The sequence below is a fragment of the Streptosporangium sp. NBC_01639 genome (assembly GCF_045209755.1).
In the GTDB taxonomy this organism is placed as follows: Bacteria; Actinomycetota; Actinomycetes; order Streptosporangiales; family Streptosporangiaceae; genus Streptosporangium.
Genome location: NZ_CP109272.1, coordinates 7,870,376 through 7,896,349 on the forward strand (window position 1 = coordinate 7,870,376; position 25,974 = coordinate 7,896,349).

Below are 25,974 nucleotides of genomic sequence, written 5' to 3' on the forward strand. Positions count from 1 at the left end.
CCCTCAAGAACGATAAGACCCCCCAATTTGTGACAGAAAGTGATGCGTATGTAACATAAGGTATTAAGGGGCGTGGGGAGGGGGCGCTTATGCACCGCAGGCGCTTCCTCGTGCTCGCCCTGGGGGTCATGGTCGCAGGCGGCTGCGGGACCGGCGGCTCCCGCGCGCCCATGGCCGGCCGGCTGACCCTGGTCGCGCCCGCCGCGCGCGGGCAGGGCTGGGACCGGGCCGCACGCGCGCTGGCCATGGTCCTGACCGGGGACCGGATGGCACGGGCGGCCGAGGTGAGCAACCATCCCGGCGGCCTGGGCGCCTCCGCCCTGAGTGCGTTCCCCGCCGCCCGCGGCTCCTTCGCGCGCGAGGGCAGGATGCTTCTCACCGGGATGCCCATGGTCGCGGGGGCGGAGATCGCCAACGCGGCCTCGGTGGCGGAGTCCACCACCCCCCTGGCCCGCCTGGTCGGCGACTGGGCGGCCCTGGTCGTCCCGGCCGGCTCGCGCCTTCGCGCCTTCGAGGACTTCGCCGCGGTGCTCCACCGCGATCCCGCCACGATGACGGTGGGGGGCCGGATGGAGGGAGGCTCCGACCATGTGCTCTACGGCATGATCGGAAAGTGCCTGGGGGTGGACAACCGACTGCTGGACTATGCCGGCTACGCCAGCGGGATCGAGGCGGCGCAGGCGCTTCACGACGGCCGGGTGGCCGCCCTGCTGGGCTCCGCCCGATCCTTCGTCCCCGAGATCGCCGCGGGCCGCCTGCGGCCGCTGATGGTCTCCTCCGCCGAGCGGATCGACGGTATCGACGCGCCGACACTGATGGAGTTGGACATCCGTCTGGAGTACACCGACTGGTGCGGCGTCCTCGGTCCTCGGGGCATGAGCGCCGAGGACAGGGATGCGGCCGTCGCTCTGTGTGACCGTATCGACGCGTCCCCCCGCTGGCGGGCCGTCTGCGTCGCCAACGGCTGGAACCGGGTCTACCTGAGCGGCGACGACTTCCGCCAGTGGCTCGTCACGGAGACCGGACGCACCCGGGAGGTGCTCAACGAACTCGGCCTGTTGAGCACTTTTTCCACAAGCTGTTGGGGTAGTTGCGTCCGGCGCCCCTACATGTAGGATCCTGCTCGTTGCTGGTTCGCCCTTCTTCCGAGGGCGAGGCAAGAGGGAACCCGGTGTGAGTCCGGGACTGCCCCGCAGCGGTGAACGGGAACGACCACCGTCACGAAGCACTGGGCGTGCCATGCCTGGGAAGCGACGGTCAGTAGGCATGTGTCAGGCGCCCGTGAGTCCGAAGACCTGCCGGTGACACAGGGAGAGGGAGCCGAGCCGGGCGCTGAGGGTCGTGTGAAGCGGTCCGAGGTGTGCCAGGCGAGGCGGACTCGACCATGAAAACTGTCCAGGGCCTCGAGGGAGGGCCCGCGGAATGAGGCGGTCCCGCATGTCCGGGACCGTTCTTTGACGCGTGCGCTTTTCCGGCGGGAGCCCTACGGGGAATTCGAGCGCGCGAGGGGTATCACGTGACACAGACTCTGGCCGAGGCCGCCGGGAAGACCGGTAACGACCCGGCTGCCCGCCGGTTGGCCATCGAGGAGGCCGCCGCCCGGGTGATCACCGATCCGGAGAACTCCAGGATCGCCGCCGGGCTGCTGGCGGAGCTGATCGCCGACGAGGCGGCCGAGCACGGCGTGCGGACCTTCTCCGAGTCGATCGCCGCCACGCACGCGGCCGGGCTCATCCAGGACGGCCTGGCCGCCTTCGTGGCCACCCACGCCGAGGCGCTGGACGCACTGGTGGCGCCGGACGCCGACGGCCGGTTCGAGTACTTCGGGCTGCGTACGGTCTACGACCGCTACCTGCTCCGTCATCCGCAGACCCGCAAAGTCCTGGAGCGTCCGCAGCACTTCTTCCTGCGGGTGGCCTGCGGCCTGTCGGAGTCGGTCGGGGAGGCCGCCGAGCTGTACGCGCTCATGGCCACCCTGTCCTATCTGCCGAGTTCGCCCACCCTGTTCAACTCCGGCTCGCGCAGGCCCCAGCTGTCCTCCTGCTTCCTGCTCGACTCGCCCCGCGACGAACTGGAGGCGATCTACGAGCGCTACGGGCAGGTGGCGCGACTGTCGAAGTACGCCGGGGGCATCGGCGTCGCCTGGACCCGGGTCCGCTCGCGCGGCTCGTTGATCCAGGGCACCAACGGCCACTCCAACGGCATCGTGCCGTGGCTGCGCACGCTGGACGCGAGCGTCGCCGCGGTCAACCAGGGCGGCCGCCGCAAGGGCGCGGCCTGCGTCTACCTGGAGTCCTGGCACGCCGACGTCGAGGAGTTCCTCGAACTGCGCGACAACACCGGCGAGGAGGCCCGCCGCACGCACAACCTGAACCTGGCCAACTGGGTCCCCGACGAGTTCATGCGCCGGGTCGAGGCCGACGGCGTGTGGTCGTTGTTCGACCCCAAGGAGGTCCCGCAGCTCACCGACCTGTACGGCACCGCGTTCGAGGAGGCGTACCGGGCCGCCGAGGCCGAGGGCCGCTACGTCAGGCAGGTCCCGGCGCGGTCCCTGTACGGCCGGATGATGCGCACCCTCGCCCAGACCGGCAACGGCTGGATGACCTTCAAGGACGCGGCCAACCGGACCTCCAACCAGACGGCCCGTCCCGAGAACGTCATCCACCTGTCCAACCTCTGCACCGAGATCCTCGAGGTGACCGGCGACGCCGAGACGGCCGTCTGCAACCTCGGCTCGATCAACCTCGCCGCCCACCTGGACGGCGAGGACGTCGACTGGGCACGGTTGCGCCGGACCGTCCGCACCGCCGTGCGGTTCCTGGACCGGACCATCGACCTGGGCTTCTATCCGACCCCCGAGGCCGAGACCGCCAACCGGAGGTGGCGGCCGATCGGCCTGGGCCTGATGGGCCTGGCCGACGTTCTCTTCGCGCTGCGGCTGCCGTTCGACTCGCCGCGGGCGCTGGAGTTGTCCACCCGGATCTCCGAGGAGATCGCGCTGGCGGCCTACGCCACCTCCGCGGACCTGGCCGTCGAGCGGGGCCCGCACCCCTCCTACGCCGAGACGCGGGCCGCCGGCGGTGTGCTCCATCCCGACCACTACGGGGCCGGCCGGTCGCCGGAGTGGGAGCGGCTCAGGGCGAGGATCGCCGAGACCGGCCTGCGTAACTCCCTGATGATCGCGATCGCGCCCACGGCCACCATCGCCTCCATCGCGGGCTGCTACGAGTGCATCGAGCCCCAGGTCTCCAACATCTTCAAACGCGAGACCCTGTCGGGAGAGTTCCTCCAGGTCAACCGCTATCTGGTCCGCGACCTTGAGGCGCGGGGCCTGTGGACCCCGCAGATCCGGGACGCGATCAAGCGGGCCGACGGCTCCGTCCAGGACGTTCCGGGCATGCCGGAGGATCTCAAGACGCTCTACCGGACCGCCTGGGAGCTGCCGCAGAAGGCGCTGATCGACCTGGCCGCGGCCCGTACGCCGTACATCGACCAGTCGCAGTCGCTGAACCTCTTCATGGCCACGCCGACCATCGGCAAGCTGTCCTCGATGTACGCCTACGCGTGGAAGGCCGGTCTCAAGACGACCTACTACCTGCGCTCGCGCCCGGCGACCCGGATCGCCCAGACCACGGTGGCCCAGGCGGCGCCCGTCGCCGTGCTCGATCCGGAGGCCGTCGCGTGCTCTCTGGAGAACCCCGAGTACTGCGACGCCTGCCAGTAAGCACTTCTTCGAAAGGTTTTCCCCTGATGTTGCTCGACCCTGGCATGGACCTCACGCTGCGGCCCATGCGCTATCCGGAGTTCTACGAGCGCTACCGGGCCGCGATCCGCAACACGTGGACCGTCGAGGAGGTGGACCTCACCTCCGATCTGGCCGACCTGGCCAAGATGACGCCCCAGGAGCGCCATCTGATCAACCGCCTCGTCGCGTTCTTCGCGACCGGCGACTCGATCGTGGCCAACAACCTCGTACTCAACCTCTACCAGCACCTCAACGCTCCCGAGGCGCGGCTGTACCTCAGCAGGCAGCTCTTCGAGGAGGCGGTGCACGTCCAGTTCTACCTGACCCTGCTGGACACCTACCTGCCCGACCACGACGAGCGGGTCAAGGCCTTCGCCGCGGTCGAGCACATCCCCTCGATCCGGGACAAGGCCGAGTTCTGCTTCCGGTGGATCGACTCGCTCGGCGGGCTGGACCGGCTGGAGACGCGGGACGACCGGCGGGCCTTCCTGCTCAACCTGATCTGCTTCGCCGCGTGCATCGAGGGGCTGTTCTTCTACGGCGCCTTCGCCTACGTCTACTGGTTCCGCTCCAAGGGACTGCTCGGCGGCCTGGCCACCGGGACGAACTGGGTCTTCCGCGACGAGTCCATGCACATGGAGTTCGCCTTCGAGGTGGTGGAGACCGTACGGGCCGAGGAGCCGGACCTGTTCGACGACGCGCTCGGCGCGCAGGTCACCCAGATGATCGAGGAGGCGGTGAGCGCGGAACTCGCCTTCGCGGCCGACCTGTGCGGCGACGGCCTGTCCGGGATGGGCGTCGACCAGATGCGGCAGTACCTGGAGTATGTGGCCGACCAGCGGCTGACCCGGCTCCGGTTCCCCGTCCGCTACGGCACCGCCAACCCGTTCGCGTTCATGGAGTTGCAGGACGTACAGGAACTGGCCAATTTCTTCGAACGTCGTGTTTCTGCCTATCAAGTAGCTGTTGAGGGGAATGTGTCTTTCGACGAGGCATTCTGATTACGCGGTGAATCCCCGGGCACTCCGACTGGGAACGGACGACGAAGGGGGAAGCCGTCAGTGTCCAGATGGATCATCCTGCTCACCTCCGTGCTGGCCGCCGTGGCGTGCGTGGAGATGGTACGGCGGGCGTTGCGGTGGAGGCTGATCGGCGAGAAGTGGGTCCTCGCCGCTCCACTCGTGCGCCGCTGCACCTGGCCGGGGTTCGCCCTGGCGGTCGTGGCGACCGCCAACACCCTCTACCGGCCGAGCATGGTAGAAGGGTCGGTCGGCGACGCGATCGACCGGTTCCTCAACCTGGCCATGATCGGCTGTGTCACCTGGCTGGTCATCCAGGCCGCCTACGCCGTCACCGACGTGGTGCTGGACCGGCTGGTCACCATCCAGGGCGAGCGCAACCGGCGGGCCCGGCGGATCCGTACCCAGATCACGCTGGTCCGCCGGGTGGCGACGGCGGTGGTCGTCGTGCTGGCACTGGGCGCGATGCTCTTCACCTTCCCGCAGGTGCGCGCGCTCGGCGCCGGACTGCTGGCCTCCGCCGGGATCGCCGGTGTGGTCGTCGGCGTCGCGGCCCAGTCCACCCTGGGCAACCTGCTCGCCGGGCTGCAACTCGCCTTCAGCGACGCCCTCCGGCTGGACGACGTGGTCGTGGTGGAGGACGAGTGGGGCAGGATCGAGGAACTCACCCTCACCTACGTGGTGCTGCGCCTGTGGGACGAGCGCAGGCTGGTGCTGCCGGTCTCCTACTTCACCACCAACCCGTTCGAGAACTGGACCCGGCACGGCAGCCGGGTGATCGGCGCGGTCATGCTCCGGGTGGACTGGTCGATCCCGGTGGAGGAGCTCCGCACCGAGCTCTACCACGCCCTGCGTGAGCACCCCCTCTGGGACCAGAAGGACTGGGTCCTCCAGGTCGTCGACACCCTTCCCGGGGGACTGCTCGAACTGCGCGCCCTGATGAGCGCCGCCGACTCGCCCAGCGCCTGGGACCTCAAGTGCGACATGCGAGAGCACATGGTGAACTTCATCCGGGAGAAGTACCCCGAGTCGCTGCCCCGCTTCCGGGTGGTGCAGGAGAGCGAACCGCTGTCCCGGTTCGGCCCGTCGGAGCACTAGGAGCCCGCGCTGGGGCGCAACACCCGGGCGGCTCCGGCGATCAGGGCGGTGGCCAGGATCCAGCCGGAGGCGACCAGGGTCCAGGCCAGCCACTGGGTCCAGCCGACCGGCTCCCACGCTCCCCGCTGTTCGAAGACGCTCACCGGGACGAGCAGGTCCAGCGTGTAGACGAACGGCTGGAAGCTCCGCACCTCGTCCGGGTCGATCTGGGCGGGCGGAACGGCGGCGAAGACCGCGGTCCCCGCGGCCAGCAGCACCACCACCCAGAGCCCGGCCAGCCAGGGGCGGTAGCCGTAGCCGACGACCAGATCGAGCAACCGACCCCAGAACCTGCCGGTGGGTCTGAGGGTGCCCCGGCGCCGGCGCTGCTTAGCCAGCAGCACCCGGCGGGCGTCCGGCTCGTGTCCGATCCGGCGGAACCAGGCGGCGAGCTGCTCGTACGGCTGGGGGCGGTAGCCGTCCGAGTCGCGGCACACCCACGCCAACCGCTCCGCCACGGTCCATCGGCCGCGCAGCGCCTCGTAGGTCAGCCCGTTGAGGCGGACCTCGTCCGGATAGGACGCCGGGCCGTCGAACAGGACACCGATCCGGGAGTAGCCGAGGTTGACCCCTCCCTTGACGGAGGTCGGCAGCCAGATCAGCTCCTCCACCTGCGCATGGCTCAGGTGGAGCGTCCGGCCGGGGGCCTCCAGCGTGGCCTCGCTGAAGGAGAGCACGCCGTTGACACGCGCGCTGCGCATCCGGATCGTGCCCTTCGCGGTGAACCCCGCGCTGAACTCCACCGCCCCGGCCTCCATGAAGTCGGCCTGCACAGCATGCGAGCCGGTCGCCGTGATGACCGATCTCTGCAGGTAGAGCCCGCCGTGGAACTTCGCCCCGATCAGCCTGAGCCCGCCGGTGACGCGCATGTCCCGCAGGAACGCCCCGCCATCCACGGTCAGTCCACCCGCCCACACCGCCCACTGGTCCTGGCCGAGACCCCGCTCCTTCATCTCCGCCGCGGTGAAAGGCCGCCGGGCGTCCTCCAGCCAGCTCTCGCTCGCCCGGAACCGCTCACCGGGTGCGTGAAGCCGCGCCCTGGAGAGCCGGAGCTGACCCGTCACGTGCGCGTTGTCCAGCCGGATCCCGTTGCGGACCGTGGAGCCGTCGAGCTCCAGCAGGCCGTTGACGGTGCATCTGGCCGCCCGGAGCCGCTCCATCTCGCAACCCCGGAACCGCACACCGGACGTGGTGGCGTCGGTGAGGGAGACGACCTCGGAGAGGTGGCAGTTGAGCAGGTGGAGCTTGCCGGTGAGGACGGCGTCGGACAGGTTCAGCTCCCCGGTCACGCGGGCGCCCGCCAGTCGCAGTCCGGCGGTCCTGCCCGGCTCGGGCTCACGCGCGCCGAGTAGCAGCGCCGCGATGACCTCCGCCCGGACCGTCCGGTCCGGCCCCCACGCCGGACCGTTCACCGGGTCGTCGGTCTCCTTGTCCCCGGTCCGCAGGTCCACCCAGGCGCCGGTCGGGTAGGCGTCCCAGACCTGCCGCTCCGCCGGGCCGAGCCGCCGGAACGGTCGCGTCAGCCGCATTCGAGCCCTCTTCCCGTCAGCGGTCACAGTCGCGCCCCCTGACCCTGCCCGTCGCGCAGGGGCAGGCACGGCCCGCACAGGCGTGCCATCCAGGCCTGATGCGACGACGGGCAGGAATGGTCGCGGCAGGGGCGAATGACTCCGAACATCCGGCCTCACTTGCTTGGGGGTGCGCTGCCCGCACGGTCATGGGAGGGTCACGAGAGAACCTATCTCGTGAAGATCCCTGACGGGTCCGGGCCTCCCGTCGGCCGTCGCACCGCCGTGGCGCAGACCGGCCGTCCCGCCGCGCGTGACGCGAGGTTCCCCGATCTCCGGGACGTTCCTCACTCGGGGGACATCACCTCGTAGAGGTTGTGGTTCTCGTCGACGAAGAACAGGCCGCGAGGACAGAGCGGGTGGTCGATCCGGCCGTTGGCGGGGTCGGCGGGACTGTTGCCGTACGGCACGCCGGCCTCCTGGAGACGGGCGAGGATCCCCTCGAAGGTGGCGGGGTCCACGTCGAAGGCCAGGTGGTGTCCCTCGGGGGTCTCGACGGTCAGATAGTCGAGAGTCAGGGAGTCGTTGACCCGGACGGGGGCGAAGTGGCCGCGCGCCCCGGCGGGCGGCAGGCAGGTGAGCCCCATGACGCCGGCGAAGAACCGGGCGGCCCGCTCGTTGTCGACGGCGGGGACGATGGTGTGGTTCAGGGTGACGGTCATCGCGGTCCTCTCAGGCCAGGGCGCCGTGCACGAACAGGTTCACGAGGTCGTCGTTGCTCACCTGGGGGCCGCCCAGCGGACGGCGGGCGCTGGACGTCACCAGGTGGAGGAAGATCGTCGCCAGCCGTTCCGGGGGGAGACGGAGCGAGTCGCGCTCGGGCTCGAACAGGTCGGCCAGCGCCTCGTGGGTCTGCCTGGCCGAGTCCTCGCGGTCCAGGACACGTGTCCTGCCTGCCTGGTCCGGCGAGGGGGCCGCGTCTACGCGGCCGGCCGTGGATCCCTCCTCCGCCGGGCCGCCCGCGGGGTCCTGGACCGTACTCTCCGTGGAGGAGACGGCCGGGCCGTCCGCGGGGTTCCCGGCCGGGCCGTCCATGGGGGAGACGGGAGCGCGGCGTTCGCGGGAACGGCGGCCCGCGGCGTGCAGGGCGCCGAGGACGGTGCCGATCCGCGCCGTATGCGCCTGCATGGCGTCGGCGGCCTCGGTCAGGCGGGCGACCAGCGGCTGGTCGAGTGAGATCGCGGCGAGCTGTTCCAGCACGTGGTCGGGACGGAGCGCCTCGAGCACGCAGGCGTCCAGCAGTTCGTCCTTGTCGGTGAAGGCCCGGAAGATCGTGGCCTCGCCGATCCCCGCGGCCCTGGCGATCTGGCTGGTGGTGACGGCGGCACCGTACTCGGCGACCAGGGGCAGGGCGGACCGCACGATCATGTGGCGCCGCCGCTCCAGGCTCATGCCCGGCGCTCGGCGCCGGGGAGGGGTGGTTGTCATGGATTCATCATGCGGAGTGAGTACTCACTCCGTCAATGAATTTTTCGGGAGAAGGGAGGAGTGCGCAACTGCGATCCGGCTGCTCCGTCGGAAGGTTTGCTCACCTCGGCCCGGCGTGTCTTCCCCCCTGGAAGGGGATTTCTCCTCTGATGGCGGGTGGCTCGTCCCGATCTCGGAGAGATGGATGTGGAGAGCTCCGCAAGGCCCCAAGATGGCTTCCCGTGAGGACCCGCGCCCCAGTTCCCGTCCTCACCGGCGTATCCCGGCTACGTTGAATTTCGAATCCGGAGGACATCCTCATGGCCACGATGGAGGAGCGGGTAACCCGCTTGGAGAACGAGTTCATGGTGCTCAGCGCCGACTGCGGACGGCGGGCCTCGCTCCGCGCCTACGACGCGCTGACACCTGTCTACGGCAGGCTGGACCTGGTGGCGGAGCGCCTCGGACGGGTCGAGAGCCAGGTGGCGGAGGTCGACCGCCGAGTGGCGGAGGTCGACCTCCGGGTGTCGGCGGTCGACACCAAGGTCGACCTGCTCCGCGACGAGATGCGCGCCCAGTTCGCCGCGGTCGACGATCGGTTCGCGGCGATCGACAAGCGCTTCACCGCGATCGACGATCGGTTCGCGGCGATGGATGACCGGTTCACTGCGATCGACAACCAGTTCGCGGCGATCAACGATCGGTTCACCGCGATCGACGACCGCTTCGCCGCGATCGACGATCGGTTCGCGGCGATGGATGACCGGTTCACCGCGATCGACGACCAGTTCGCGATCGTGAACGGCCGGATCGACAAGCTGGAGGGCCGGATCGATGACCTGAGCACGAGGGTCGACGCACTGGCCACGTCGAACGCCGCCATGTTCCAGGCGATCCTCGACCGGCTTCCGGAGAAGCCCTCGCTCAACTAGCGTGCCGGTCCGCGGGCCGCCCATTCCCCGGGCGGCCCCCGGACCGGGCAGACCCGGTCCGGGGTGTCTCGCAGCTCACGTGCCCGGTGGGATGCCGCCCACGGAGCATCGGGATTCCGGGGTGTGCGTCAGCGTTCGACGATCTCGTTCTTGCCGATCACCACGATGCCGTTGCGGGTCACCGCGAAGCGACTGCGGTCGTATTCGAGGTCGAAACCGATCCGGGCACCGTCCGGAATGATCACGTTCTTGTCGACGATGGCCTTGCGGACGATGGCGCCGCGGCCCACCTTCACATTGCCCATCAGCACCGAGTCCTCGACCTGGGAGTGGGAGTGCAGCACCACGCCGGGAGAGAGGATGGAGCGCTCCGCCAGGCCGCCGGAGACGATCACGCCCGCGGAGACCAGCGAGTCGATCGCCCGGCCGACCCGGTCCCCGTCGTTGTGCACGAACTTCGCCGGGGGAAGCGGGTCGTGACCGGTGTAGATCGGCCACTGGTTGTTGTAGAGGTTGAAGATCGGATGCGCCGAGATGAGATCCATGTGCGCCTCGTAGTAGGCGTCGAGAGTCCCGACGTCACGCCAGTAGCCACGGTCCCGCTCGGTGGACCCCGGCACGACGTTGTCGGCGAAGTCGTAGACCTCCGCGCTGCCCGACTTCACCATCATCGGGATGATGTCTCCGCCGAGGTCGTGCTTGCTGGTGGGATCGAGAGCGTCCTCCCGGAGCGCGTCGAGCATCGCCTGGGTCTTGAAGACGTAGTTGCCCATCGACGCGTACACCTGATCGGGGGCGTCCGGCAGGCCCACCGCGTCCTTGGGCTTCTCCCGGAACGCCGTGATCCGCCGCCCCGCGGGGTCGGTCTCGATCACTCCGAACTGGTCGGCCAGGGTCAGCGGCTGCCGGATCGCCGCCACGGTCACCTCGGCGCCGGAGTCGATGTGCTGGGTCACCATCTGCCGGGGGTCCATCCGGTAGATGTGGTCGGCCCCGAACACGATGACGTGGTCGGGCATCTCGTCGTAGATCAGGTTCAGGTTCTGGAACAGGGCGTCGGCCGATCCGGAGAACCAGTGCGGTCCGAGCCGCTGCTGCGCGGGGACCGGCGTGACGTAGTTGCCCAGCATCGACGACAGCCGCCAGGTCCGGGAGATGTGCCGGTCAAGGCTGTGGTTCTTGTACTGCGTCAGCACCACGATCTGCCAGTACTGGCCGTTGGCCAGGTTTGACAGCACGAAGTCGACGAGCCGGTATATCCCCCCGAAGGGCACCGCGGGCTTGGCCCTGTCAGCCGTCAACGGCATCAGCCGCTTACCTTCGCCGCCGGCGAGCACGATCGCGAGGACTCTCATATCAGGACCTTAACCTGACGAACAGGGCTGAAACACTAGGCTGATCATATGCGCGTTGATCTGCTGAGCCGTGAGTATCCGCCCGAGGTGTACGGCGGAGCCGGCGTTCATGTTGAATACCTCGCCCGGGAGCTGCGCCGGCTGGCGGATGCCCGGGTCCGCTGCTTCGGGGCATCACGGCCCGAACACGGTGTGGACGCCTATCGGGTGCCCGCCGGCCTGGAGACGGCCAACGCCGCGCTCCAGGTCCTTGGTGTGGACCTGGAGATGGCGGCCGGCTGCGAGGGCGCGGATCTGGTGCACAGCCATACGTGGTACGCCAATTTCGCAGGTCACGTGGCCAAGATGCTGTACGGCACGCCACACGTGGTGACCACGCACAGCCTGGAGCCGCTGCGCCCGTGGAAGGCCGAGCAGCTCGGCGGCGGTTACACGCTGTCGTCGTGGGCCGAGCGCGGCGCGCTGGCGAGCGCGGACGCGATCATCGCGGTGTCCGAGGGCATGCGGCGTGACGTGCTCACCAGCTATCCCGAAATCGCCGCGGAAAAAGTTTCGGTGATCCACAACGGGATCGACACCGGTGAGTACACCCCGGACCGCGAGACCGGCGTCCTGGCCAAGCACGGTATCGACGCGGGCAGGCCGTACGTCGTGTTCGTGGGACGGATCACCCGGCAGAAGGGCCTGGTCCACCTGCTTCACGCGGCCAGGGACTTCCATCCCGACGCCCAGTTGGTGCTCTGCGCGGGCGCCCCCGACACGCCGGAGATCTCCGCCGAGGTCACCGCGCTCGTCCGGGGACTGGACAGGGAGGGCGTCATCTGGATCTCGGAGATGCTCCCGCGTCCCGAGGTGATCCAGATTCTCACCCACGCGGCCGTGTTCGTCTGTCCGTCGATCTACGAGCCGATGGGGATCGTGAACCTGGAGGCGATGGCCTGCGAGACCGCTGTGGTGGCCACCGCCACCGGCGGCATCCCCGAGGTCGTGGCCGACGGCTCGACCGGACTGCTGGTCCCGATCGAGGCGTCCGCCGCCGACGGCACCCCCGACGATCCCGGACGGTTCGCCGCCGACCTCGCCGGGCAGGTCAACCGGCTGCTCGCCGACCCGGCGCTCGCCGCGGAGATGGGCCGAGCCGGGCGGGCCCGTGCCGTGCAGCACTTCTCCTGGGAGCGGATCGCCGAGCGGACGATGGATCTCTACCGGTCGGTCCTCAGACCCTGACCACCCGCCCGGGGCCGTCGTCACCGGCCCCGGCGGGGTCACCCGGTGGTCTCAGCCGCTGATGAAGTGCAGGATCACGTTGTGGACGTGGTGGGCCTTGTTGTCGCCCCGGAACTCCACCTCGTAGGTGTGGGTGCCCACGTGGATGGCGATGGCTCCGGAAGAGAAGAACGAGCCGGCGAGGGATTTGTTGCTCACCACGCTGACCGCTGAGACCTTCCCGTAGGGAATGCTCGTGATGGCGATCTTCTTGCCCACGAAGGACTTGTCCTGCACGATCACCCGCTTGTCGGTGAGGCCCAGGAAGCCGGTCCCGGCGCCGATGGCGTCGTAGACGGCGATGATCTGCTCACCCGGCATCAGACCACTCTCGATCTGCTGGAGCTGTTCCTTCCGGTCATACGCGACCTGTGCCATGACGCTCGCAATCTCTCGGGGATCCGCGTACTTGAGTAACGAACGTCCCAAGAGGGAGGTTCCTCGGGGCGGGTAAGGTCGGGGCCGTGAACGTTCAGACGAGGATCACCGACCGACACGGCGGCGTCAGTGCCGCGCCGTACGGCACCCGCAACCTCGGAGCCGGCTCCGGAGACGACCTGGAGGCGGTCGCCGCCAACAGGGCCAGGACCGCGGCCGAGTTCGGACTGGACCGGGTCGTGTTCATGCGGCAGGTCCACAGCGCCGACGTCCGCTACGTGAGCGAGCCCTTCGGCGACGACCCGCCGCCCCTGGACGGGATCTTCACCGATGTGCCCGGTCTCGGTCTGGCCGCGCTGGGCGCCGACTGCGCCTGCGTCCTGCTGGCCGACCCGCGGGCCGGCCTGGTCGGGGCCGCGCACTCCGGGCGGGTCGGCACCGTCCTCGGGGTGGTCCCCGCCCTGGTCGCCGCGATGGTCGCGCACGGTGCCGGCCCGGCGGACATGACCGCCCTGATCGGCCCGATGGCCTGCGGCACCTGCTACGAGGTTCCCGCCGAGATGCGCGACGAGGTCGCCGCCGTCCTCCCCGAGGCGTGGTCGATCACCCGCCAGGACACCCCCGCCCTCGACCTGCGCGCCGCCATCACCTCGCAGCTCGCCAAGGCGGGCGTCGGCGAGGTCACCCACGACACACGCTGCACCATGGAGACCCCCGACCTGTTCTCTCACCGCCGTGACCGGACGACCGGCCGTTTCGCCGGTTACATCTGGCTGGAGGACTGAGCACCGGCGAGCACGCCGGATCAGGATGAGACGCGTTCCAGCACGACCACCGGGATCTCGCGGTCGGTCTTCGTCTGGTATTCGTCGTAAGCCGGCCAGGCAGCCGCCATGATCGGCCAGAGTTCCGGCTTCTCCTCGGCGGTGGCGGTGCGGGCCCGGGCCGTGAACCGGTCGCCCAGCACCTGGACCTCGACCTCCGGGTTGGACTGCAGATTGAGATACCAGCTCGGCGGGGCGTCGGCTCCGCCCTTGGACGCCACGACGAGGTAGTCGGCTCCGTGACGCTGGTAGATGAGCGGGGTGTCGTGCTGTTCGCCGCTCTTGCGGCCCGTCGTGGTCAGGATCAGAGCCGTGGTGCCCTGCCATTCGTGCCCTTCGGCACCGTCGGTGGCACGGTAACGGTCAACGTGTTCTTTTCCGAACAGCATGGTCGGTCCCCTCGGTGAGTATGAGATCTCATTACCCAGCCGAGGGGACCTCTCACGCCGGTCCGCGACTTATGCCGGTCCGCGCTTCACGCCTGCCGGTCCGCGGCCAGCACGCTCCCGTAGGCGCGGGCGGCGAGGTCGGCGATGAGGCCGTGCGCGCCCAGCAGGTCGGCGCAGTCGGCCCCGATCTCGGCCGCCGCTTCGGTCACCAGGCCGGAGGGCATCTCGGGGCCGATGGCACACGGGGACAGGGCGATGCGCTGGGCGCCGATGCCGTGCAGCCGCTCGGCCGCCTCGCCGACGCCGGGCGCGCTGTCGAGAGAGGCGACCAGGACGGGGAGCGTCAGCCGGGAGGCCAGCAGCACCGCCGTCGACTGCGCCTCCACTGCGGCTTTCTCACCGCCGACCGTGGCGAGGATCACCGCGTCGACCGGGCTGGAGACGTTGAGCAGCCGCATTCGGTCCGCCCTCGCCAGATCCTTCTCGGCCAGGCGGATGTGCAGGGCCTCGGCGAGCAGCGGATGCGGCCCGAGCGATTCGGTGACCGTCACGGACGACCCGCTGGCGGCGACCGCGGCGGCGATCACCCGGTCCGCGACCGGGTGCGGTCCGGTCAGGAGCGGTACCACGATGGCGGCGACACCGTCCGCGGGACGCTCACGGGCGGCCTCCTCAAGGGCGGTGGTCAGGGCTTTACCGTCCTCGCCGAGTCCGGACAGATGGACCTCGATCTGTGGATGGTCGCCCCGGATGAGGGCGGCCAGTTCGGCGGCGGCGCCGGTGGCGTCGCCGAGTGTGGCCAGCACCAGGGCGGGGGCCTCGGGCGGGAGCTGGGACGGCACGGGCCTGCGGTGCCGGCCGGAGGGTCGGACGGCGCGTCCGCGTACGGGGAGGATGGAACTCTCACTCACATGCGCGGACTCTAGGCCCATTTCACTCTCTTTGTTGTGAAAAACGGCAGCAATTCCGTCACGACATCCTCTGTGGCGGAGTTTTACGTCGTGCGGCTCCATGCCGGGCACGACGAGCGGTGCATCCGGGGTCGACGCCGACCATCGGAGACCCCGGCCGCCGGCGGCTCCCGGCCCGGCCGGTCAGGCGTCCCGGTGCCCCTCCCATTCGTCCTCCAGGGCCGAGTGGACGATGGAGTCGCGCCAGGCGCCGCGGGCCCGGACGTGATGCCTGATCCTGCCCTCCTCGACCATCCCGGCTACGAGCATCGCGAGCTGGGCGGCCGTGTTGGCGGGGGAGCGGGCACCCCAGACGCGGTGCAGGCGCAGGTCCCGGAAGCCGAATGTCAGCATCAGCCGGATCAGGTCGGTGCCCATGCCCCGGCCCCAGTGGTCGGGGCGCAGGCCGAGGCCGATCTCCGCGCTGTGCGGGTGGTCGGCCTCGACGTGCAGCCGGGCGACGCCGATGGTCTCCTCGTCGTCCAGGTCGATCACCGCGAGCACGTACAGCCGCCGGGGGTCGGCCTGCGCGGCCTTCAGTGCCTCGGCGACCAGCCCCTCGACCTCTTCACGGGTGCGGGGATCGAATGGCAGGTGCTCGGTCGCGGTCGGGTCGCCGTAGACGGCGTGCAACGCGTCCACGTCGGCGACGGTGACTTCCCTCAGCCGGAGCCTCTTACCGGAGATCTCAACCTGGCGCATGCGCAGACGCTAACGCCTCAGCAGTCCCACGGCTAGAGATGTTCCGCTTGACAAGTATCTCAAAAGTAACAAACGGAACTTCACCGGCGGCTTGCGACGGATGTGTCCCGCTACGGGACGCGAGTGTCACTTCGACGGGACGATGTCGGAGTTTCCCGGAGCGTAGACGGTGATGCCGTCGGGGAGCGCTCCCAGCTTGTCGATCTCGACGCAGGCGCGGAGGAGCTGCTGGCAAAGGCATACATGCCGAGGCCATAGATTCGGATGGGATGGAGCAGAATAAACGGATGATCTCTCCCAATCCCAACGCGCTCGTGGTCACCGGCCCCGGGCTGGTCGCGGATCTCCGGCTGGTCACCGAGGTGGCGGACCGGGAGTTCGCCGCTCTCGGCGTCAGCGGGGAGGTGGTGTCCGCCTCCGACCTGTCCGGCTTCCGGGAGACCCTGGACTTCCCCGGCGCCCTGGTCGTCCTGCCCGGGCCGGACCCCGAGATCCGGAGTCTGTACGCCGAGCATCCCCAGGCGGTCTGGCTCGACGTGACCAAGCAGGACACCTCACCCGCCACGCCCGCGGACGGTCCGGCGGGCGGCTATCTGCACGGGCGGGGAATATGGGGACTGACCTGGGCGATCAGGCACGCCGTCCACCGGCTGCGCCGGCCCGCGCGGCGGGTCGCCTACGGTGACCATCCCGACCAGTGGGCGGACGTACGGCTGCCGCGCGAGACCACCGGATCGACGCCCGTCGCGGTGCTGCTGCACGGCGGCTACTGGCGCTCGATCTGGGGTGCGGACCTGATGGACGCGCTCTGCGTCGACCTCGCCGACCGGGGATTCGCCGCCTGGAACCTCGAATACCGACGTCCCGACCTGCACGGCTGGGCCGCGACGACCGAGGACGTCGCCAAGGCGATCGGCCGGGCGGCCGAGGGCGCGGCCGGCCGGATCGTGGTGGTCGGCCATTCGGCGGGAGGGCAGCTCGCCCTCCGCGCCGCGGCCGACGACCCCCGGATCACCCTCGCCGTCTCGCTGGCCGGGGTCCTCGACCTGGTGGAGGGCGACCGCAGGCACCTCAGCTCCGGCGCAGTCGCCGCCGCCCTCGGCGGACCGGCGGCGGAGGTGCCCGAGATCTACGGACGATCCAGCCCGCTGGAGCGTCTTCCCTTGGGGGTGCCCCAGCTCATCGTGCAGGGCGGCGGCGACGACCTGGACCTGGTCGACCTGGGCAGACGATACGCGCGGGCCGCCCAGGCGGCAGGCGACCAGGTGACGTATCTCGAAATGTCAGGTGACCATTTCGACGTCATCGACCCCGCCTCCCCGATCTGGCGGGCGACGGCCGGAGTGATCACCGACGTGGGGACCACGGACCCGGCCCGCGAGCCCCTGAACGCCGCCCCTGACGCGCGGGCCGTCCACCTCGCCACTCCGTCAGGAGACGGATAGGGCTCCCGAGGGGCACAGCTGTACGGCACGGCGGACCGCCGCCTCCGACGAGGCGGGCGGCTCGCCGTCCAGCACCACCACGGTCCCCTCCTCCTCGCTCTGGTCGAAGACCTCCGGCGCGGTGAGCGCGCACATGCCGGCTCCGATGCAGACCTCGGTATCCGCCGTGATCTTCATGTTCTCCTCCTCGAACAGGTGATCCTCTTTCAATGATCTACCAGATGACCGGTAGCCGGTGCACACCGTAGATGGCCATATTGGAGCGCATGGGAATCTCCTCGGGTGGTACGGCCAGCCGTAGGCCGGGAAAACGGCGCAGCAGCGCCGGATAGGCGATGCGCATCTCGGCGCGGGCGAGCTGCTGGCCCAGACACTGGTGGATGCCGTGGCCGAAAGTGAGATGGCCCGTCGGCGGCCGGGTGAGGTCGAGGGCATCGGGGGCGTCGAACCGCTCCGGGTCGCGGTTGGCCGCGGGCAGCGAGAACGCCACCGCCTCACCGGCTCTGATCACCTGCCCGTCGATCTCGACGTCCTCCAACGCGGTTCGGACCGGGCCCATGTGAATGATCGTGAGATAGCGCAGGAGCTCCTCGACGGCGCTCTCGGTCACCGCCGGGTCGTCGCGGAGCAGAGCCAGCTGGGCGGGGTCGCGCAGCAGCGCGAAGGTGCCGAGCCCGAGCATGTTCGCGGTCGTCTCGTGTCCGGCGACGAGCAGGAGCAGGCCGACCCCGCTGAGCTCCCACTCGTCCAGCTCCCCACCCGCCACGAGGCCGCTGAGCAGATCGTCACCGGGTTCGGCCCGCTTGCGGAGCACCAGCTCGTGCAGGTAGGTCATCAGGTCGGTCAGCGCCGCGGTCACCTGCTCGGCGGAGGATTCGAGACTGAGCAGCGCGGCCGAGTCCCGTTGGAACTGCACGCGGTCCGCGTACGGCACGCCGAGCAGCTCGCAGATCACCAGGGACGGGATCGGCAGGGCAAAGGCCTGCACCAGGTCCACCGGCCGGTCGCCCTTCTCCATGGCGTCCAGGCAGTCGGAGGTGATCTGCGCGATCCGCGGTTCGAGCTGCCGCATCCGGCGCACCGTGAACTGCCCGGTCAGCAGCCGCCGGTACCGGGTGTGGTCGGGCGGGTCCATCCGCAGGAAGAACCCCGGCGGGATCTGCCGGTTCTCGCGCTGGGCCAGGGCGTTGGAGATCGGCGGATGTGTGGTCTCCGCGCGGTTGCTGAACCGGTCGTCGGCGAGCACGGCGCGGGCGGTGGAGTGGCGGGTCGCCAGCCAGCCCAGGTGCCCGTCGGCGAAGGTCATCCGGTGCAGCGCCCCCTCCTGTTGCAACCGGCGTGCCGCCTCCGGCGGGCTCAGGGGGTCGTCGCGGGTCATCGGAAATGTCACCGGACTGGACAGGGCCTCGGTCATGGCACGTCTCCTCACAGCTGGACCCGGACTTTCATACCCCTCTAAAGAAGGACGAAGCCGGGCCACGAAGACGTGGCGCCCACCGGCGGAGAGGTGGACGGTGTCCGAGGCCGGCGGCGCGGACGCGCTGGGCCGTTCGGCACACTCGCCCGGCGGCGCGACGTGCCACGCCACGCCCGTACGGCGGGGATGCGGACCCTGGAGGCGGGTCCGGCGCAGACTGGAGACCGATCGTGAGGACTCATCCAAGGCTCCGCCGCGGGTGGATCCCCACCGCCCCGCGTGGAGTGTTCCGATGGTCATGTCCAGACGTCAGGTGGTCGCCGGGTTCGGTGGGCTGGCCACCGCTCTCGTTCCGGTGGCGCCCGCCGCCGCGTCGCCCCCCCTGGGGCCGCCGGTCGTTCCCGCCGGGGTCGCACCCGACCGGCTGGCCGGGAACGAGGGTTTCTGGCAGACCGTCGCACGGCAATACCGGGTCAGCCCGGACTTCGTCAACCTGGAGAACGGCTACTACGGGATCATGCCCGAGCCGGTGCACCGGGCCTACCACCGCAACGTGGACCACCTGAACGAGCAGAACTCCTATCTGCTGCGCACCACCTACAAGGCCAGGGCCGACCAGGTGAGGCAGCGCATCGCCACCGTCCTCGGCGTGCTCAGGGAGGAGATCGCTCTCACCCGCGGCGGCACAGAGGCCCTGCAGGATCTGATCGCCGGGTATCGCAGGCTCCGCCCGGGGGACGCGGTGATGTACACCGATCTCGACTACCACAGCATGCAGTACGCCATGAACTGGCTGCGCGACCGGCGAGGGGTGAGCGTCGAGCGGATGGTCGTCCCCGAGCCGGCCACCCGTCAGGCGTCGCTGGACGCCTACGACAGGGCTCTGCGCGACCATCCCCGGGTCAGGCTGCTCCTGCTCAGCCACATGAACAACCGCACCGGCCTCGTGCTGCCGGTACGGGAGATCATCGAGATGGCCCGCGGCAGGAACGTCGACGTCATCGTCGACGCCGCCCACTCGTGGGGACAGCTTGACTTCACCATGGGTGACCTCGGTGCTGACTTCGCCGGGTTCTCCCTGCACAAGTGGATGGGGGCGCCCCTGGGAAGCGGGTTCCTCTATATCCGCAAGGATCGCCTGGCCGACGTCGACCTGGCCTACGCCGACGAGACCTATCCCGCCGACGACATCCGTTCGCGCGTCCACTCCGGCACTCTGGACATCGCGCCGGTGCTCACGGTGGACACCGCCCTGGACTTCCATGACGCGCTGGGAGCGCGGGTCAAGCAGGCGCGTCTGCGTTTCCTGCGTGACCGCTGGGTCCACCAGGTGCGGGACATCCCCAACGTGGAGATCCTGACCCCCGAGGAGCCCGCCATGTACGGGACGATCACCGCGTTCCGGATAACCGGCCGTGTCTCGGAGGCCGACAACGTCGCGCTCACCACGGAGCTGTTCGAGCGCTACCGGATCTTCACGGTACGGCGGGGCGGGCCCGTCAAGGGGGACTGCGTCCGGGTGACCCCGGCGCTTTTCACCTCGCAGGCCGACGTCGACCTGCTCGCGGTGGCGGTGCGGGACCTCGCCCGGCGTTTCCGCCGCTGACGGGGTCATGGTCAGGAAGCCGGCCCGGTTCGCCGTCGTGACGGCTCTCTGGGAAGGCCGCCCGATCCGGGGCGAGCCTCCCCGATTTAACATTCTGTAGTGACATGAGTACATTAAGTCACTAGATATGAGTATGAAGTGCGAGGCCCAGAGCAAGCCACGCGTGGCCGTGTGGCTTGTCCTGCTGCTCGGAATCATCACGGTGATCCACATGTGGAGCCACGCCGCGATCCCCTACAAGGACCGGCTGTGCCGGGCCGAGGCGGCCGTCACCGCCGATTCCCATCCGTCGTCGCAGGACCACCACTGCGAACAGGCGCATGCGGTCGAATGCGTGCTCCCTGCCGTATGGTCCGCGCCGCCGGTCCAGGTGGTCTCCATCCTCACCCAGGCCGGCGCCGCCGCCATGTCCCCGGCCCAGCCCCTGCTCGGACGGTCGGGCAGGGCCCCGCCGGATGGACACCGGGCGCGGTCCGTGCTCACCCACACCCTGGAGGTCTGTCGCTGCTGACGCGCGCCGGGCGTCGCCGTCCACCGGGACGGGCCGCTCACCGACGTGCCGTCACCGACCCACGACCAATGTAAGGGTGCATCATGTCGTCTGTTTCCACCGTCCACGCCCAATCGCCCCGCCTCGCCGACCTGGTGGGAGGGACACCTGTCTGCCGGATCGGTGAACCCTTCGCCCCAGAGGGCCGGGCGTTCTGGGCCAAACTGGAGGGGGCCAACCCCGGCGGGCTCAAGGACCGTCCCGCGCTGTACATCGTCCAGCGTGCCCGTGCCCGCGGCGAGCTCGCGCCGGGCGCGATGATCGTCGACTCCAGCTCCGGGACCTTCGGACTGGGGCTCGCCCTGGCCGGAATCGTGTACGGCCACCCGGTCACGGTGGTCTCCGACCCCGGTATGGAGGCCATCGTGCACGGCATGCTGGCCGCCTACGGCACATGTATCGAGACCGTCACCGAGCCGCACCCGGTGGGTGGGCTGGCAGCAGGCCCGCCTGGACCGGGTGGAGGAGCTGCTCAGAGCCCATCCGGAGGCCTACTGGGCCCGTCAGTACGACAACCCCGACAACGTCGACGCCTACGCGGGGCTGGCCCACGAGCTGATCACCCAGGTGGGCCGGGTCGACGTGCTGGTGTGCAGCGTCGGCACCGGAGGACACTCGGCGGGCATCATCGACGTGCTGCGCCGTTTTTCCCCGCGTACCCGCCTGATCGGCGTGGACGCCACCGGGTCGACGATCTTCGGACAGCCGGCGCGGCCCCGGCTGATGCGCGGTCTCGGCAGCAGCATCCGCCCGCGCAACGTCGCCTACGACGCGTTCGACGAGGTGCACTGGGTCGCCCCGCACGAGGCGGTGTGGGCCAGTCGCCGACTGGCCGCCACCCACTACACCACCGGAGGCTGGAGCGTCGGAGCCGTCACCGTGGTCGCCGCGTGGTACGCCCGCGTGCTGCCCCCGCACACCCGCATCGTGGCGATCTTTCCTGACGGGCCCGCCCGCTACTACACCACGGTCTTCGACGACGCCTACTGCTCCGCATACAACCTGCTCGACCGCCCTCCCGCCGACGAGCCCGACGAGATCGCCCACCCCGGCGACGCCGAGGTGTCGCGCTGGACCCGCTGCGCCACAGTGGTGAGCTCCTGATGTGGCGACGTCTGCGCTCCTTCGACCGCAGCGTCCAGCTGCTCATGCTCAACCAGCTCACCATCAACATCGGCTTCTACATGCTGATGCCCTACCTGGCCGGCCACCTGTCCGGCGGACTGGGCATGGCCGCCTGGACGGTCGGGCTGGTGCTCGGGGTGCGCAACCTCAGTCAGCAGGGCCTGTTCCTGCTCGGCGGCACCCTGGCCGACCGGCTCGGCTACAAGCCCGTCATCGTCGCCGGATGCCTGCTGCGCACCGCGGGCTTCGCCCTGCTGGGACTGGTCGACTCGCTACCGGCGCTGCTGGTCGCCTCGGCCGCGACCGGGTTCGCCGGAGCCCTGTTCAACCCGGCCGTCCGCGCCTACCTCGCCCATGACGCCGCCGACCGCCGGGTGGAGGCGTTCGCCCTGTTCAACGTCTTCTATCAGGCCGGCATCCTGGTGGGGCCGCTCATCGGGCTGGCCCTGGTCGCGGTGGACTTCCGGCTGGCCTGCCTGACCGCGGCGGCCGTCTTCGCGGCGCTGACCGTGCTCCAGGTCCGCGCGCTGCCACGGTGCCGGGCCGGTGACGCCACCGCCGGCGGCGGAGTGTTCGCCGACTGGCGGACCGTGCTGTCGGGCCGGTCGTTCCTGCTGTTCTCGCTGGCGATGGCCGGGTCGTACGTACTGTCGTTCCAGCTGTATCTGGCGCTCCCGCTGCAGCTGGACGGCGCAGGTGCCGTCAGCGTGCTGTTCGTGCTGTCGGCCGTCGTGGCCATCGCCGGTCAGCTCCGCGTCACCGACCGGGCCCGGCGTCGCTGGTCCCACCCTCAGGCCATGACCCGCGGTCTGCTTCTCATGGCGGCGGCCTTCCTGCCCCTGGCGCTGACCGGTACGGCATGGCCGCACGCCACCGTGCCCCGGGTGGGCGCGGTCCTGCTCTGCACGGTGCTGCTGACCCTCGCCACGACGCTGATCTACCCCTTCGAGATGGACACCGTCGTCTCGCTGGCCGGCGGCCGGCTGGTGGCCACGCACTACGGCCTCTACAACACCGTGGCCGGGATCGGCATCGCCCTGGGGAACCTGCTGACCGGCCTGCTGCTGGACGGCGGATCCACGGCACTGCCGTGGCTCGTCCTGTCGGCGCTGGGGGCCGCGTGCGCGCTCGCCGTCCACCGTCTCGGCCGCCGCGGTCGGCTCACCCCGGGGGAGGGGGAACGGGAGCCGGCCTCTCCGGCGCCGCCCGGCAACCGCTCCCGGGCCTGAGCTCGGCAGGGGTGGTCAGCCGAGCCAGCCGGTCACGAACCGGAGTCGTTCCTCGATGGGCGCACGTGGCAGCGTCACCAGCTCGTAGCCGTACTCCGTGTAGGTGGCGACCATGGACTCGTAGGTCCGCTGCGCCGTCTCGAACGACTGCCTGCGCTCGTCGTCCTGCTCGTAGATCTCCGGCCACGGGGGTGCGACGAGCACGCGCCGGTGGTAGCGGAAACGCTGCGCCGCGGCGTGCAGGTGCGGCGGGACCGGGCGTCCTTCGAGGCGCAGGTAGCCCACGATGTCCGGGATGCCACGGTCGAAGAAGGCGAGCGCGGCACCCGACACGGCGAGGCGGTAGGAGCGCAGCTCCCAGCAGAGCATCGCCTCGGCGAACAGGTCCGGATCGATCCAGGGCAGCGCCCGCCCGCCGATCACCGTCTGGTCCTGGATGATGCCGCGGCCCGCCTCGTCCGAGCGTGCGAAACCGGCTTCCTGCAGGCGGTCGATCAGCGTGCTCTTGCCCGATCCCGGACCGCCGGTGACAACGATGAAACGCCCAGGCTCCGTTGGCATTCTGTACGTCCCTCCGCCCTGTGAAGCGGACTATATGCGAGGAGGGGCATGCTCACCGTGAAGCGAAAAGCCGGAGGCTCTCGGTGAGTTGCGAGTGCAGCGGGTGCGGCAGGGCATCCGGCGCGAACCAGCCCAGTTCGTCGAACTTGTGCGGCTCGCCGATGGCCGCTCCGGCGGGGTCCACCCGGACCGCGAAGATCACCGCGACCCAGTGGGAGACCGGTTCCTCCCGCAGGACGTTGCGGACCCCGATCGTCTCGATCTCCAGCGCGGCCGTCGAATACTCCTCGCGGACCTCGCGGGCGACCGCCGTCTCGAACGACTCGCCGTACTCCAGCGCGCCGGCGCCGCAGTCCCAGGTGCCGGGCTCGTCCCGCGCGCCGGCGCCGCGCCGGGCCAGCAGCACCCGGCCGTGGCCGTCGTGGCAGATGAACACGCAGGAGACGGAGGGCGTCTTCGGCACCTGCCCGGTGGGGCCTTCCGGGGACGGGGTGGTCATGTGGGGATTTCCTTCGCTGTCAGAAGTGGTTCGGCAGCTCGGAGAACGTCCGCAGCCGCAGCACTCCTCCGTCGTCGGGGTCGAGCTCGGTCTGCTCAAGCACCCAGGTGTTGTCGTTCGGGATGAAGACGGCGTTCATCCCCGCCTGCCGGGCGGGGATGATGTCGGACTTCGGGGAGTTGCCGATCATCCAGGTCGCCGACGGCGTCAGCCCGTGCTTCTCCGCGAGCCACAGATAAGTGTCGACGGCCTTCTCCGCCACGATGTGGATGTCGCGGAAGTGATGGGCGAGGCCGGAGACGTCCAGCTTGCGCTGCTGCTCCTCGGGATCGCCCTTGGTGAGCAGGAGCAGGTCGTGCCGGTCGCCGAGGGCGGTGAGCGTCTCGGCCACCTCGGGGACCAGCTCCACCCGGTGCTCGACGAGCGCCACCACCAGGTCGTCGAGGTGACGGCGCTCCGCCGCGGTCGCCGGCCGTTCGCGCAGCCGCTCCAGGCAGTCGTGGAGACTGCGCAGGAACATCTTGCTGCCGTATCCGTGGGTGACGGCGTTCGCCTTCTCGATGTCGTCGAGGATGGCGCGGATCTCGGCCTTGCCGAGGGTCGGGTGCTCCAGCCAGTGCAGGAAGTCGTCGATGACGCGCTCAAAGAGGAGGTTGTTCTCCCACAGCGTGTCGTCGGCGTCGAAGACGAGCACCTGTCCTTTGCGCCTCACGTCGGCATCTCCCATCTTTCGCCCCGTGCAGGCTATCCACCCGCGGTGACCGAGCCCCACTGCTTTTTCCGGATGCCACCGGGTGCCACCGGGTGCCACCGGTTCCGGGGTGACCCGGCGGCGGCGCGCCCGGCGTGATCCTCTCGGGTTTTTCCGGGCCCGTGGGTTGACAGGGGCGAGTGGAGTGACCAGTGTCATTCTAGAAATCAATTCTAGGAATGGGGAGTCGCATGAGCGGGATCGTGGCGGGACGGGTGGTGGTCGTGACCGGGGCGGCTCGGGGGATCGGGCGTGGCCACGCGCTGGAGTTCGCCCGCCAGGGGGCGCGGGTGGTGGTCAACGACCTGGGGGCCGAGGTGGACGGCACCGGGTCGTCGGCCGGACCGGCGGGGGAGGTGGTGGAGGAGATCCGCGCGATGGGGGGTGAGGCGGTGGTCAACGGGGAGGACGTCTCGGACTTCGAGGGTGCGGGCCGGCTGGTGCGGGCCGCGGTGGAACACTTCGGGGATCTGCACGTCCTGGTCAACAACGCCGGCATCCTGCGGGATCGGATGCTGGTCAACATGTCGGCCGAGGAGTGGGACGCGGTGGTCCGGGTTCATCTGCGGGGCACCTTCGCTCCGTTGCGGCACGCGGCCGCCTACTGGCGGGAGCGGTTCAAGTCCGGCGTCCCGGTGGACGCACGGGTGATCAACACCACCTCCTCGTCGGGCATCTACGGCAATCCCGGCCAGGGCAACTACGGCGCGGCCAAGGCGGGCATCGCGGCGCTGACGGTCATCGCCGCCCAGGAGCTGGCCAGATACGGTGTGACGGTCAACGCGCTCGCCCCCACCGCCCTCACCCGGATGACCGAGAACCTGGCGCGAATCGCCCGTCCCGTCCCGGGGGCGGACGAGTTCGATCCCGGGGACCCGGTCAACGTGGCGCCGCTCGCGGTCTGGCTGGCCAGCGAGGAGGCCAGGGAGATCACCGGCCGGGTCTTCAACGTCCGGGGCGGTGTGATCAGCGTGGCCGAGGGCTGGCACGCCGGGCCCGGAGTGGACAAGGGCGCCCGATGGGACCCCGCCGAGCTCGGCGCGGTGATCCCGGACCTGGTGAGCAAGGCGGCGCCCAACGCGCTGCAGAACGGCCGCATCCCCGGAACGGAGGCTTGAG

26 protein-coding genes, 1 pseudogene and 1 riboswitch are annotated in these 25,974 nt (G+C 69.9%); of the genes and pseudogenes, 14 read left to right on the forward strand and 13 right to left on the reverse strand.

Annotated features, from left to right (window positions below; all coding sequences use genetic code 11):
- Positions 1–89: 89 nt before the first annotated feature.
- From OHA77_RS35715 to OHA77_RS35730, 4 genes are all read left to right on the forward strand, one after another.
- Positions 90–1,115 (forward strand): Bug family tripartite tricarboxylate transporter substrate binding protein, encoded by a 1,026-nt coding sequence (locus OHA77_RS35715; RefSeq protein ID WP_406313674.1) that lies wholly within the window; start codon positions 90–92, stop codon positions 1,113–1,115.
- Positions 1,114–1,318: riboswitch (cobalamin riboswitch) on the forward strand. Its footprint overlaps the gene before it by 2 nt.
- Before the next feature lie 198 nt (positions 1,319–1,516).
- Positions 1,517–3,724: a ribonucleoside-diphosphate reductase subunit alpha gene (locus OHA77_RS35720; protein WP_406313675.1), complete on the forward strand. Its 2,208-nt coding sequence runs from the start codon at positions 1,517–1,519 to the stop codon at positions 3,722–3,724.
- A 26-nt stretch (positions 3,725–3,750) separates the two neighbouring features.
- Positions 3,751–4,746 (forward strand): ribonucleotide-diphosphate reductase subunit beta, encoded by a 996-nt coding sequence (locus tag OHA77_RS35725; RefSeq protein WP_406313676.1) that lies wholly within the window; start codon positions 3,751–3,753, stop codon positions 4,744–4,746.
- A 60-nt stretch (positions 4,747–4,806) separates the two neighbouring features.
- Positions 4,807–5,862, forward strand: coding sequence for a mechanosensitive ion channel family protein (locus OHA77_RS35730; protein ID WP_406313677.1), 1,056 nt, complete (start codon positions 4,807–4,809; stop codon positions 5,860–5,862).
- Here OHA77_RS35730 and OHA77_RS35735 read toward each other — a convergent pair.
- From OHA77_RS35735 to OHA77_RS35745, 3 genes are all read right to left on the reverse strand, one after another.
- A complete protein-coding gene (locus OHA77_RS35735; RefSeq protein WP_406313678.1) occupies positions 5,859–7,430 on the reverse strand; it encodes a hypothetical protein in 1,572 nt (523 codons plus the stop codon). The two genes, OHA77_RS35730 and OHA77_RS35735, sit on opposite strands and share 4 nt — an antisense overlap.
- Before the next feature lie 326 nt (positions 7,431–7,756).
- Positions 7,757–8,131 (reverse strand): VOC family protein, encoded by a 375-nt coding sequence (locus OHA77_RS35740; protein WP_406313679.1) that lies wholly within the window; start codon positions 8,129–8,131, stop codon positions 7,757–7,759.
- Between the two features lie 10 nt (positions 8,132–8,141).
- On the reverse strand, positions 8,142–8,897 hold the full coding sequence (locus OHA77_RS35745; RefSeq protein ID WP_406313680.1) for a TetR/AcrR family transcriptional regulator: 756 nt from the start codon (positions 8,895–8,897) through the stop codon (positions 8,142–8,144).
- Between the two features lie 299 nt (positions 8,898–9,196).
- Here OHA77_RS35745 and OHA77_RS35750 point away from each other — a divergent pair, with 299 nt between their 5' ends.
- Positions 9,197–9,808: a hypothetical protein gene (locus OHA77_RS35750; RefSeq protein ID WP_406313681.1), complete on the forward strand. Its 612-nt coding sequence runs from the start codon at positions 9,197–9,199 to the stop codon at positions 9,806–9,808.
- 128 nt (positions 9,809–9,936) lie between these two features.
- Here OHA77_RS35750 and glgC read toward each other — a convergent pair whose 3' ends face one another.
- Positions 9,937–11,163 carry a glucose-1-phosphate adenylyltransferase gene (glgC, locus tag OHA77_RS35755; RefSeq protein WP_326823784.1) on the reverse strand — a complete coding sequence of 409 codons (1,227 nt, stop codon included), beginning with the start codon at positions 11,161–11,163 and terminating at the stop codon, positions 9,937–9,939.
- A gap of 48 nt (positions 11,164–11,211) precedes the next feature.
- Here glgC and glgA point away from each other — a divergent pair, with 48 nt between their 5' ends.
- Complete coding sequence (glgA, locus tag OHA77_RS35760; RefSeq protein ID WP_406313682.1) at positions 11,212–12,390, forward strand: glycogen synthase; 1,179 nt, start codon at positions 11,212–11,214, stop codon at positions 12,388–12,390.
- Between the two features lie 51 nt (positions 12,391–12,441).
- Here the strand turns inward: glgA and OHA77_RS35765 are convergent, their stop codons facing one another.
- Complete coding sequence (locus OHA77_RS35765) at positions 12,442–12,807, reverse strand: PH domain-containing protein (protein WP_326823782.1); 366 nt, start codon at positions 12,805–12,807, stop codon at positions 12,442–12,444.
- A gap of 86 nt (positions 12,808–12,893) precedes the next feature.
- On the opposite strand from OHA77_RS35765, the gene pgeF reads away from it, so the two are divergent.
- On the forward strand, positions 12,894–13,592 hold the full coding sequence (gene pgeF, locus OHA77_RS35770) for a peptidoglycan editing factor PgeF (RefSeq protein ID WP_406313683.1): 699 nt from the start codon (positions 12,894–12,896) through the stop codon (positions 13,590–13,592).
- A gap of 20 nt (positions 13,593–13,612) precedes the next feature.
- Here pgeF and OHA77_RS35775 read toward each other — a convergent pair whose 3' ends face one another.
- From OHA77_RS35775 to OHA77_RS35785, 3 genes are all read right to left on the reverse strand, one after another.
- Positions 13,613–14,020 carry a nitroreductase family deazaflavin-dependent oxidoreductase gene (locus OHA77_RS35775; RefSeq protein ID WP_406313684.1) on the reverse strand — a complete coding sequence of 136 codons (408 nt, stop codon included), beginning with the start codon at positions 14,018–14,020 and terminating at the stop codon, positions 13,613–13,615.
- A gap of 86 nt (positions 14,021–14,106) precedes the next feature.
- Positions 14,107–14,931: a sirohydrochlorin chelatase gene (locus OHA77_RS35780; protein WP_406313685.1), complete on the reverse strand. Its 825-nt coding sequence runs from the start codon at positions 14,929–14,931 to the stop codon at positions 14,107–14,109.
- Between the two features lie 183 nt (positions 14,932–15,114).
- On the reverse strand, positions 15,115–15,672 hold the full coding sequence (locus OHA77_RS35785) for a GNAT family N-acetyltransferase (protein WP_406313686.1): 558 nt from the start codon (positions 15,670–15,672) through the stop codon (positions 15,115–15,117).
- A gap of 287 nt (positions 15,673–15,959) precedes the next feature.
- Here OHA77_RS35785 and OHA77_RS35790 point away from each other — a divergent pair, with 287 nt between their 5' ends.
- On the forward strand, positions 15,960–17,117 hold the full coding sequence (locus OHA77_RS35790) for an alpha/beta hydrolase (protein WP_406313687.1): 1,158 nt from the start codon (positions 15,960–15,962) through the stop codon (positions 17,115–17,117).
- Here the strand turns inward: OHA77_RS35790 and OHA77_RS35795 are convergent.
- The gene (locus tag OHA77_RS35795) at positions 17,103–17,327 is read right to left on the reverse strand and encodes a ferredoxin (protein ID WP_406313688.1); all 225 of its coding nucleotides are present in this window, start codon (positions 17,325–17,327) and stop codon (positions 17,103–17,105) included. The two genes, OHA77_RS35790 and OHA77_RS35795, sit on opposite strands and share 15 nt — an antisense overlap.
- A gap of 4 nt (positions 17,328–17,331) precedes the next feature.
- A complete protein-coding gene (locus OHA77_RS35800; protein ID WP_406313689.1) occupies positions 17,332–18,531 on the reverse strand; it encodes a cytochrome P450 in 1,200 nt (399 codons plus the stop codon).
- A gap of 301 nt (positions 18,532–18,832) precedes the next feature.
- On the opposite strand from OHA77_RS35800, the gene OHA77_RS35805 reads away from it, so the two are divergent.
- From OHA77_RS35805 to OHA77_RS35825, 5 genes and pseudogenes are all read left to right on the forward strand, one after another.
- Positions 18,833–20,140 (forward strand): aminotransferase class V-fold PLP-dependent enzyme, encoded by a 1,308-nt coding sequence (locus OHA77_RS35805; protein WP_406313690.1) that lies wholly within the window; start codon positions 18,833–18,835, stop codon positions 20,138–20,140.
- 127 nt (positions 20,141–20,267) lie between these two features.
- On the forward strand, positions 20,268–20,651 hold the full coding sequence (locus OHA77_RS35810; protein ID WP_326823774.1) for a hypothetical protein: 384 nt from the start codon (positions 20,268–20,270) through the stop codon (positions 20,649–20,651).
- A gap of 83 nt (positions 20,652–20,734) precedes the next feature.
- Positions 20,735–21,040: pseudogene (locus OHA77_RS35815) on the forward strand (pyridoxal-phosphate dependent enzyme); the annotation flags it as partial.
- Positions 21,041–21,119: 79 nt separating this feature from the next.
- A complete protein-coding gene (locus tag OHA77_RS35820) occupies positions 21,120–21,794 on the forward strand; it encodes a pyridoxal-phosphate dependent enzyme (protein ID WP_406313691.1) in 675 nt (224 codons plus the stop codon).
- Positions 21,794–23,044: an MFS transporter gene (locus OHA77_RS35825; protein ID WP_406313692.1), complete on the forward strand. Its 1,251-nt coding sequence runs from the start codon at positions 21,794–21,796 to the stop codon at positions 23,042–23,044. The genes OHA77_RS35820 and OHA77_RS35825 overlap by 1 nt, the downstream gene beginning before the upstream one ends.
- A gap of 15 nt (positions 23,045–23,059) precedes the next feature.
- Here OHA77_RS35825 and OHA77_RS35830 read toward each other — a convergent pair whose 3' ends face one another.
- From OHA77_RS35830 to OHA77_RS35840, 3 genes are read right to left on the reverse strand one after another with little or no spacing between them, the layout of a single operon-like run.
- On the reverse strand, positions 23,060–23,605 hold the full coding sequence (locus OHA77_RS35830) for an AAA family ATPase (protein WP_406313693.1): 546 nt from the start codon (positions 23,603–23,605) through the stop codon (positions 23,060–23,062).
- Between the two features lie 52 nt (positions 23,606–23,657).
- On the reverse strand, positions 23,658–24,104 hold the full coding sequence (locus OHA77_RS35835; RefSeq protein WP_406313694.1) for an NUDIX domain-containing protein: 447 nt from the start codon (positions 24,102–24,104) through the stop codon (positions 23,658–23,660).
- Positions 24,105–24,123: 19 nt separating this feature from the next.
- A complete protein-coding gene (locus tag OHA77_RS35840) occupies positions 24,124–24,816 on the reverse strand; it encodes an HAD family hydrolase (RefSeq protein ID WP_406313695.1) in 693 nt (230 codons plus the stop codon).
- A gap of 230 nt (positions 24,817–25,046) precedes the next feature.
- Between OHA77_RS35840 and OHA77_RS35845 the strand changes: the two genes are divergently transcribed.
- A complete protein-coding gene (locus OHA77_RS35845) occupies positions 25,047–25,973 on the forward strand; it encodes an SDR family oxidoreductase (RefSeq protein ID WP_326823768.1) in 927 nt (308 codons plus the stop codon).
- Position 25,974 lies beyond the last annotated feature (1 nt).

What these genes read in the sequence shown, in the direction of transcription:
- glgC (WP_326823784.1), bottom strand. Translation starts at nt 11,163, where the DNA reads ATGAGAGTCCTCGCGATCGTGCTCGCCGGCGGCGAAGGTAAGCGGCTG.
- OHA77_RS35735 (WP_406313678.1), bottom strand. Translation starts at nt 7,430, where the DNA reads ATGCGGCTGACGCGACCGTTCCGGCGGCTCGGCCCGGCGGAGCGGCAG.
- OHA77_RS35785 (WP_406313686.1), bottom strand. Translation starts at nt 15,672, where the DNA reads ATGCGCCAGGTTGAGATCTCCGGTAAGAGGCTCCGGCTGAGGGAAGTC.
- OHA77_RS35830 (WP_406313693.1), bottom strand. Translation starts at nt 23,605, where the DNA reads ATGCCAACGGAGCCTGGGCGTTTCATCGTTGTCACCGGCGGTCCGGGA.
- OHA77_RS35845 (WP_326823768.1), top strand. Translation starts at nt 25,047, where the DNA reads ATGAGCGGGATCGTGGCGGGACGGGTGGTGGTCGTGACCGGGGCGGCT.
- OHA77_RS35775 (WP_406313684.1), bottom strand. Translation starts at nt 14,020, where the DNA reads ATGCTGTTCGGAAAAGAACACGTTGACCGTTACCGTGCCACCGACGGT.
- OHA77_RS35740 (WP_406313679.1), bottom strand. Translation starts at nt 8,131, where the DNA reads ATGACCGTCACCCTGAACCACACCATCGTCCCCGCCGTCGACAACGAG.
- OHA77_RS35810 (WP_326823774.1), top strand. Translation starts at nt 20,268, where the DNA reads ATGAGTATGAAGTGCGAGGCCCAGAGCAAGCCACGCGTGGCCGTGTGG.
- OHA77_RS35835 (WP_406313694.1), bottom strand. Translation starts at nt 24,104, where the DNA reads ATGACCACCCCGTCCCCGGAAGGCCCCACCGGGCAGGTGCCGAAGACG.
- OHA77_RS35745 (WP_406313680.1), bottom strand. Translation starts at nt 8,897, where the DNA reads ATGACAACCACCCCTCCCCGGCGCCGAGCGCCGGGCATGAGCCTGGAG.
- OHA77_RS35800 (WP_406313689.1), bottom strand. Translation starts at nt 18,531, where the DNA reads ATGACCGAGGCCCTGTCCAGTCCGGTGACATTTCCGATGACCCGCGAC.
- OHA77_RS35765 (WP_326823782.1), bottom strand. Translation starts at nt 12,807, where the DNA reads ATGGCACAGGTCGCGTATGACCGGAAGGAACAGCTCCAGCAGATCGAG.
- OHA77_RS35715 (WP_406313674.1), top strand. Translation starts at nt 90, where the DNA reads ATGCACCGCAGGCGCTTCCTCGTGCTCGCCCTGGGGGTCATGGTCGCA.
- OHA77_RS35790 (WP_406313687.1), top strand. Translation starts at nt 15,960, where the DNA reads ATGATCTCTCCCAATCCCAACGCGCTCGTGGTCACCGGCCCCGGGCTG.
- OHA77_RS35725 (WP_406313676.1), top strand. Translation starts at nt 3,751, where the DNA reads ATGTTGCTCGACCCTGGCATGGACCTCACGCTGCGGCCCATGCGCTAT.
- OHA77_RS35750 (WP_406313681.1), top strand. Translation starts at nt 9,197, where the DNA reads ATGGCCACGATGGAGGAGCGGGTAACCCGCTTGGAGAACGAGTTCATG.
- glgA (WP_406313682.1), top strand. Translation starts at nt 11,212, where the DNA reads ATGCGCGTTGATCTGCTGAGCCGTGAGTATCCGCCCGAGGTGTACGGC.
- OHA77_RS35825 (WP_406313692.1), top strand. Translation starts at nt 21,794, where the DNA reads ATGTGGCGACGTCTGCGCTCCTTCGACCGCAGCGTCCAGCTGCTCATG.
- OHA77_RS35805 (WP_406313690.1), top strand. Translation starts at nt 18,833, where the DNA reads ATGTCCAGACGTCAGGTGGTCGCCGGGTTCGGTGGGCTGGCCACCGCT.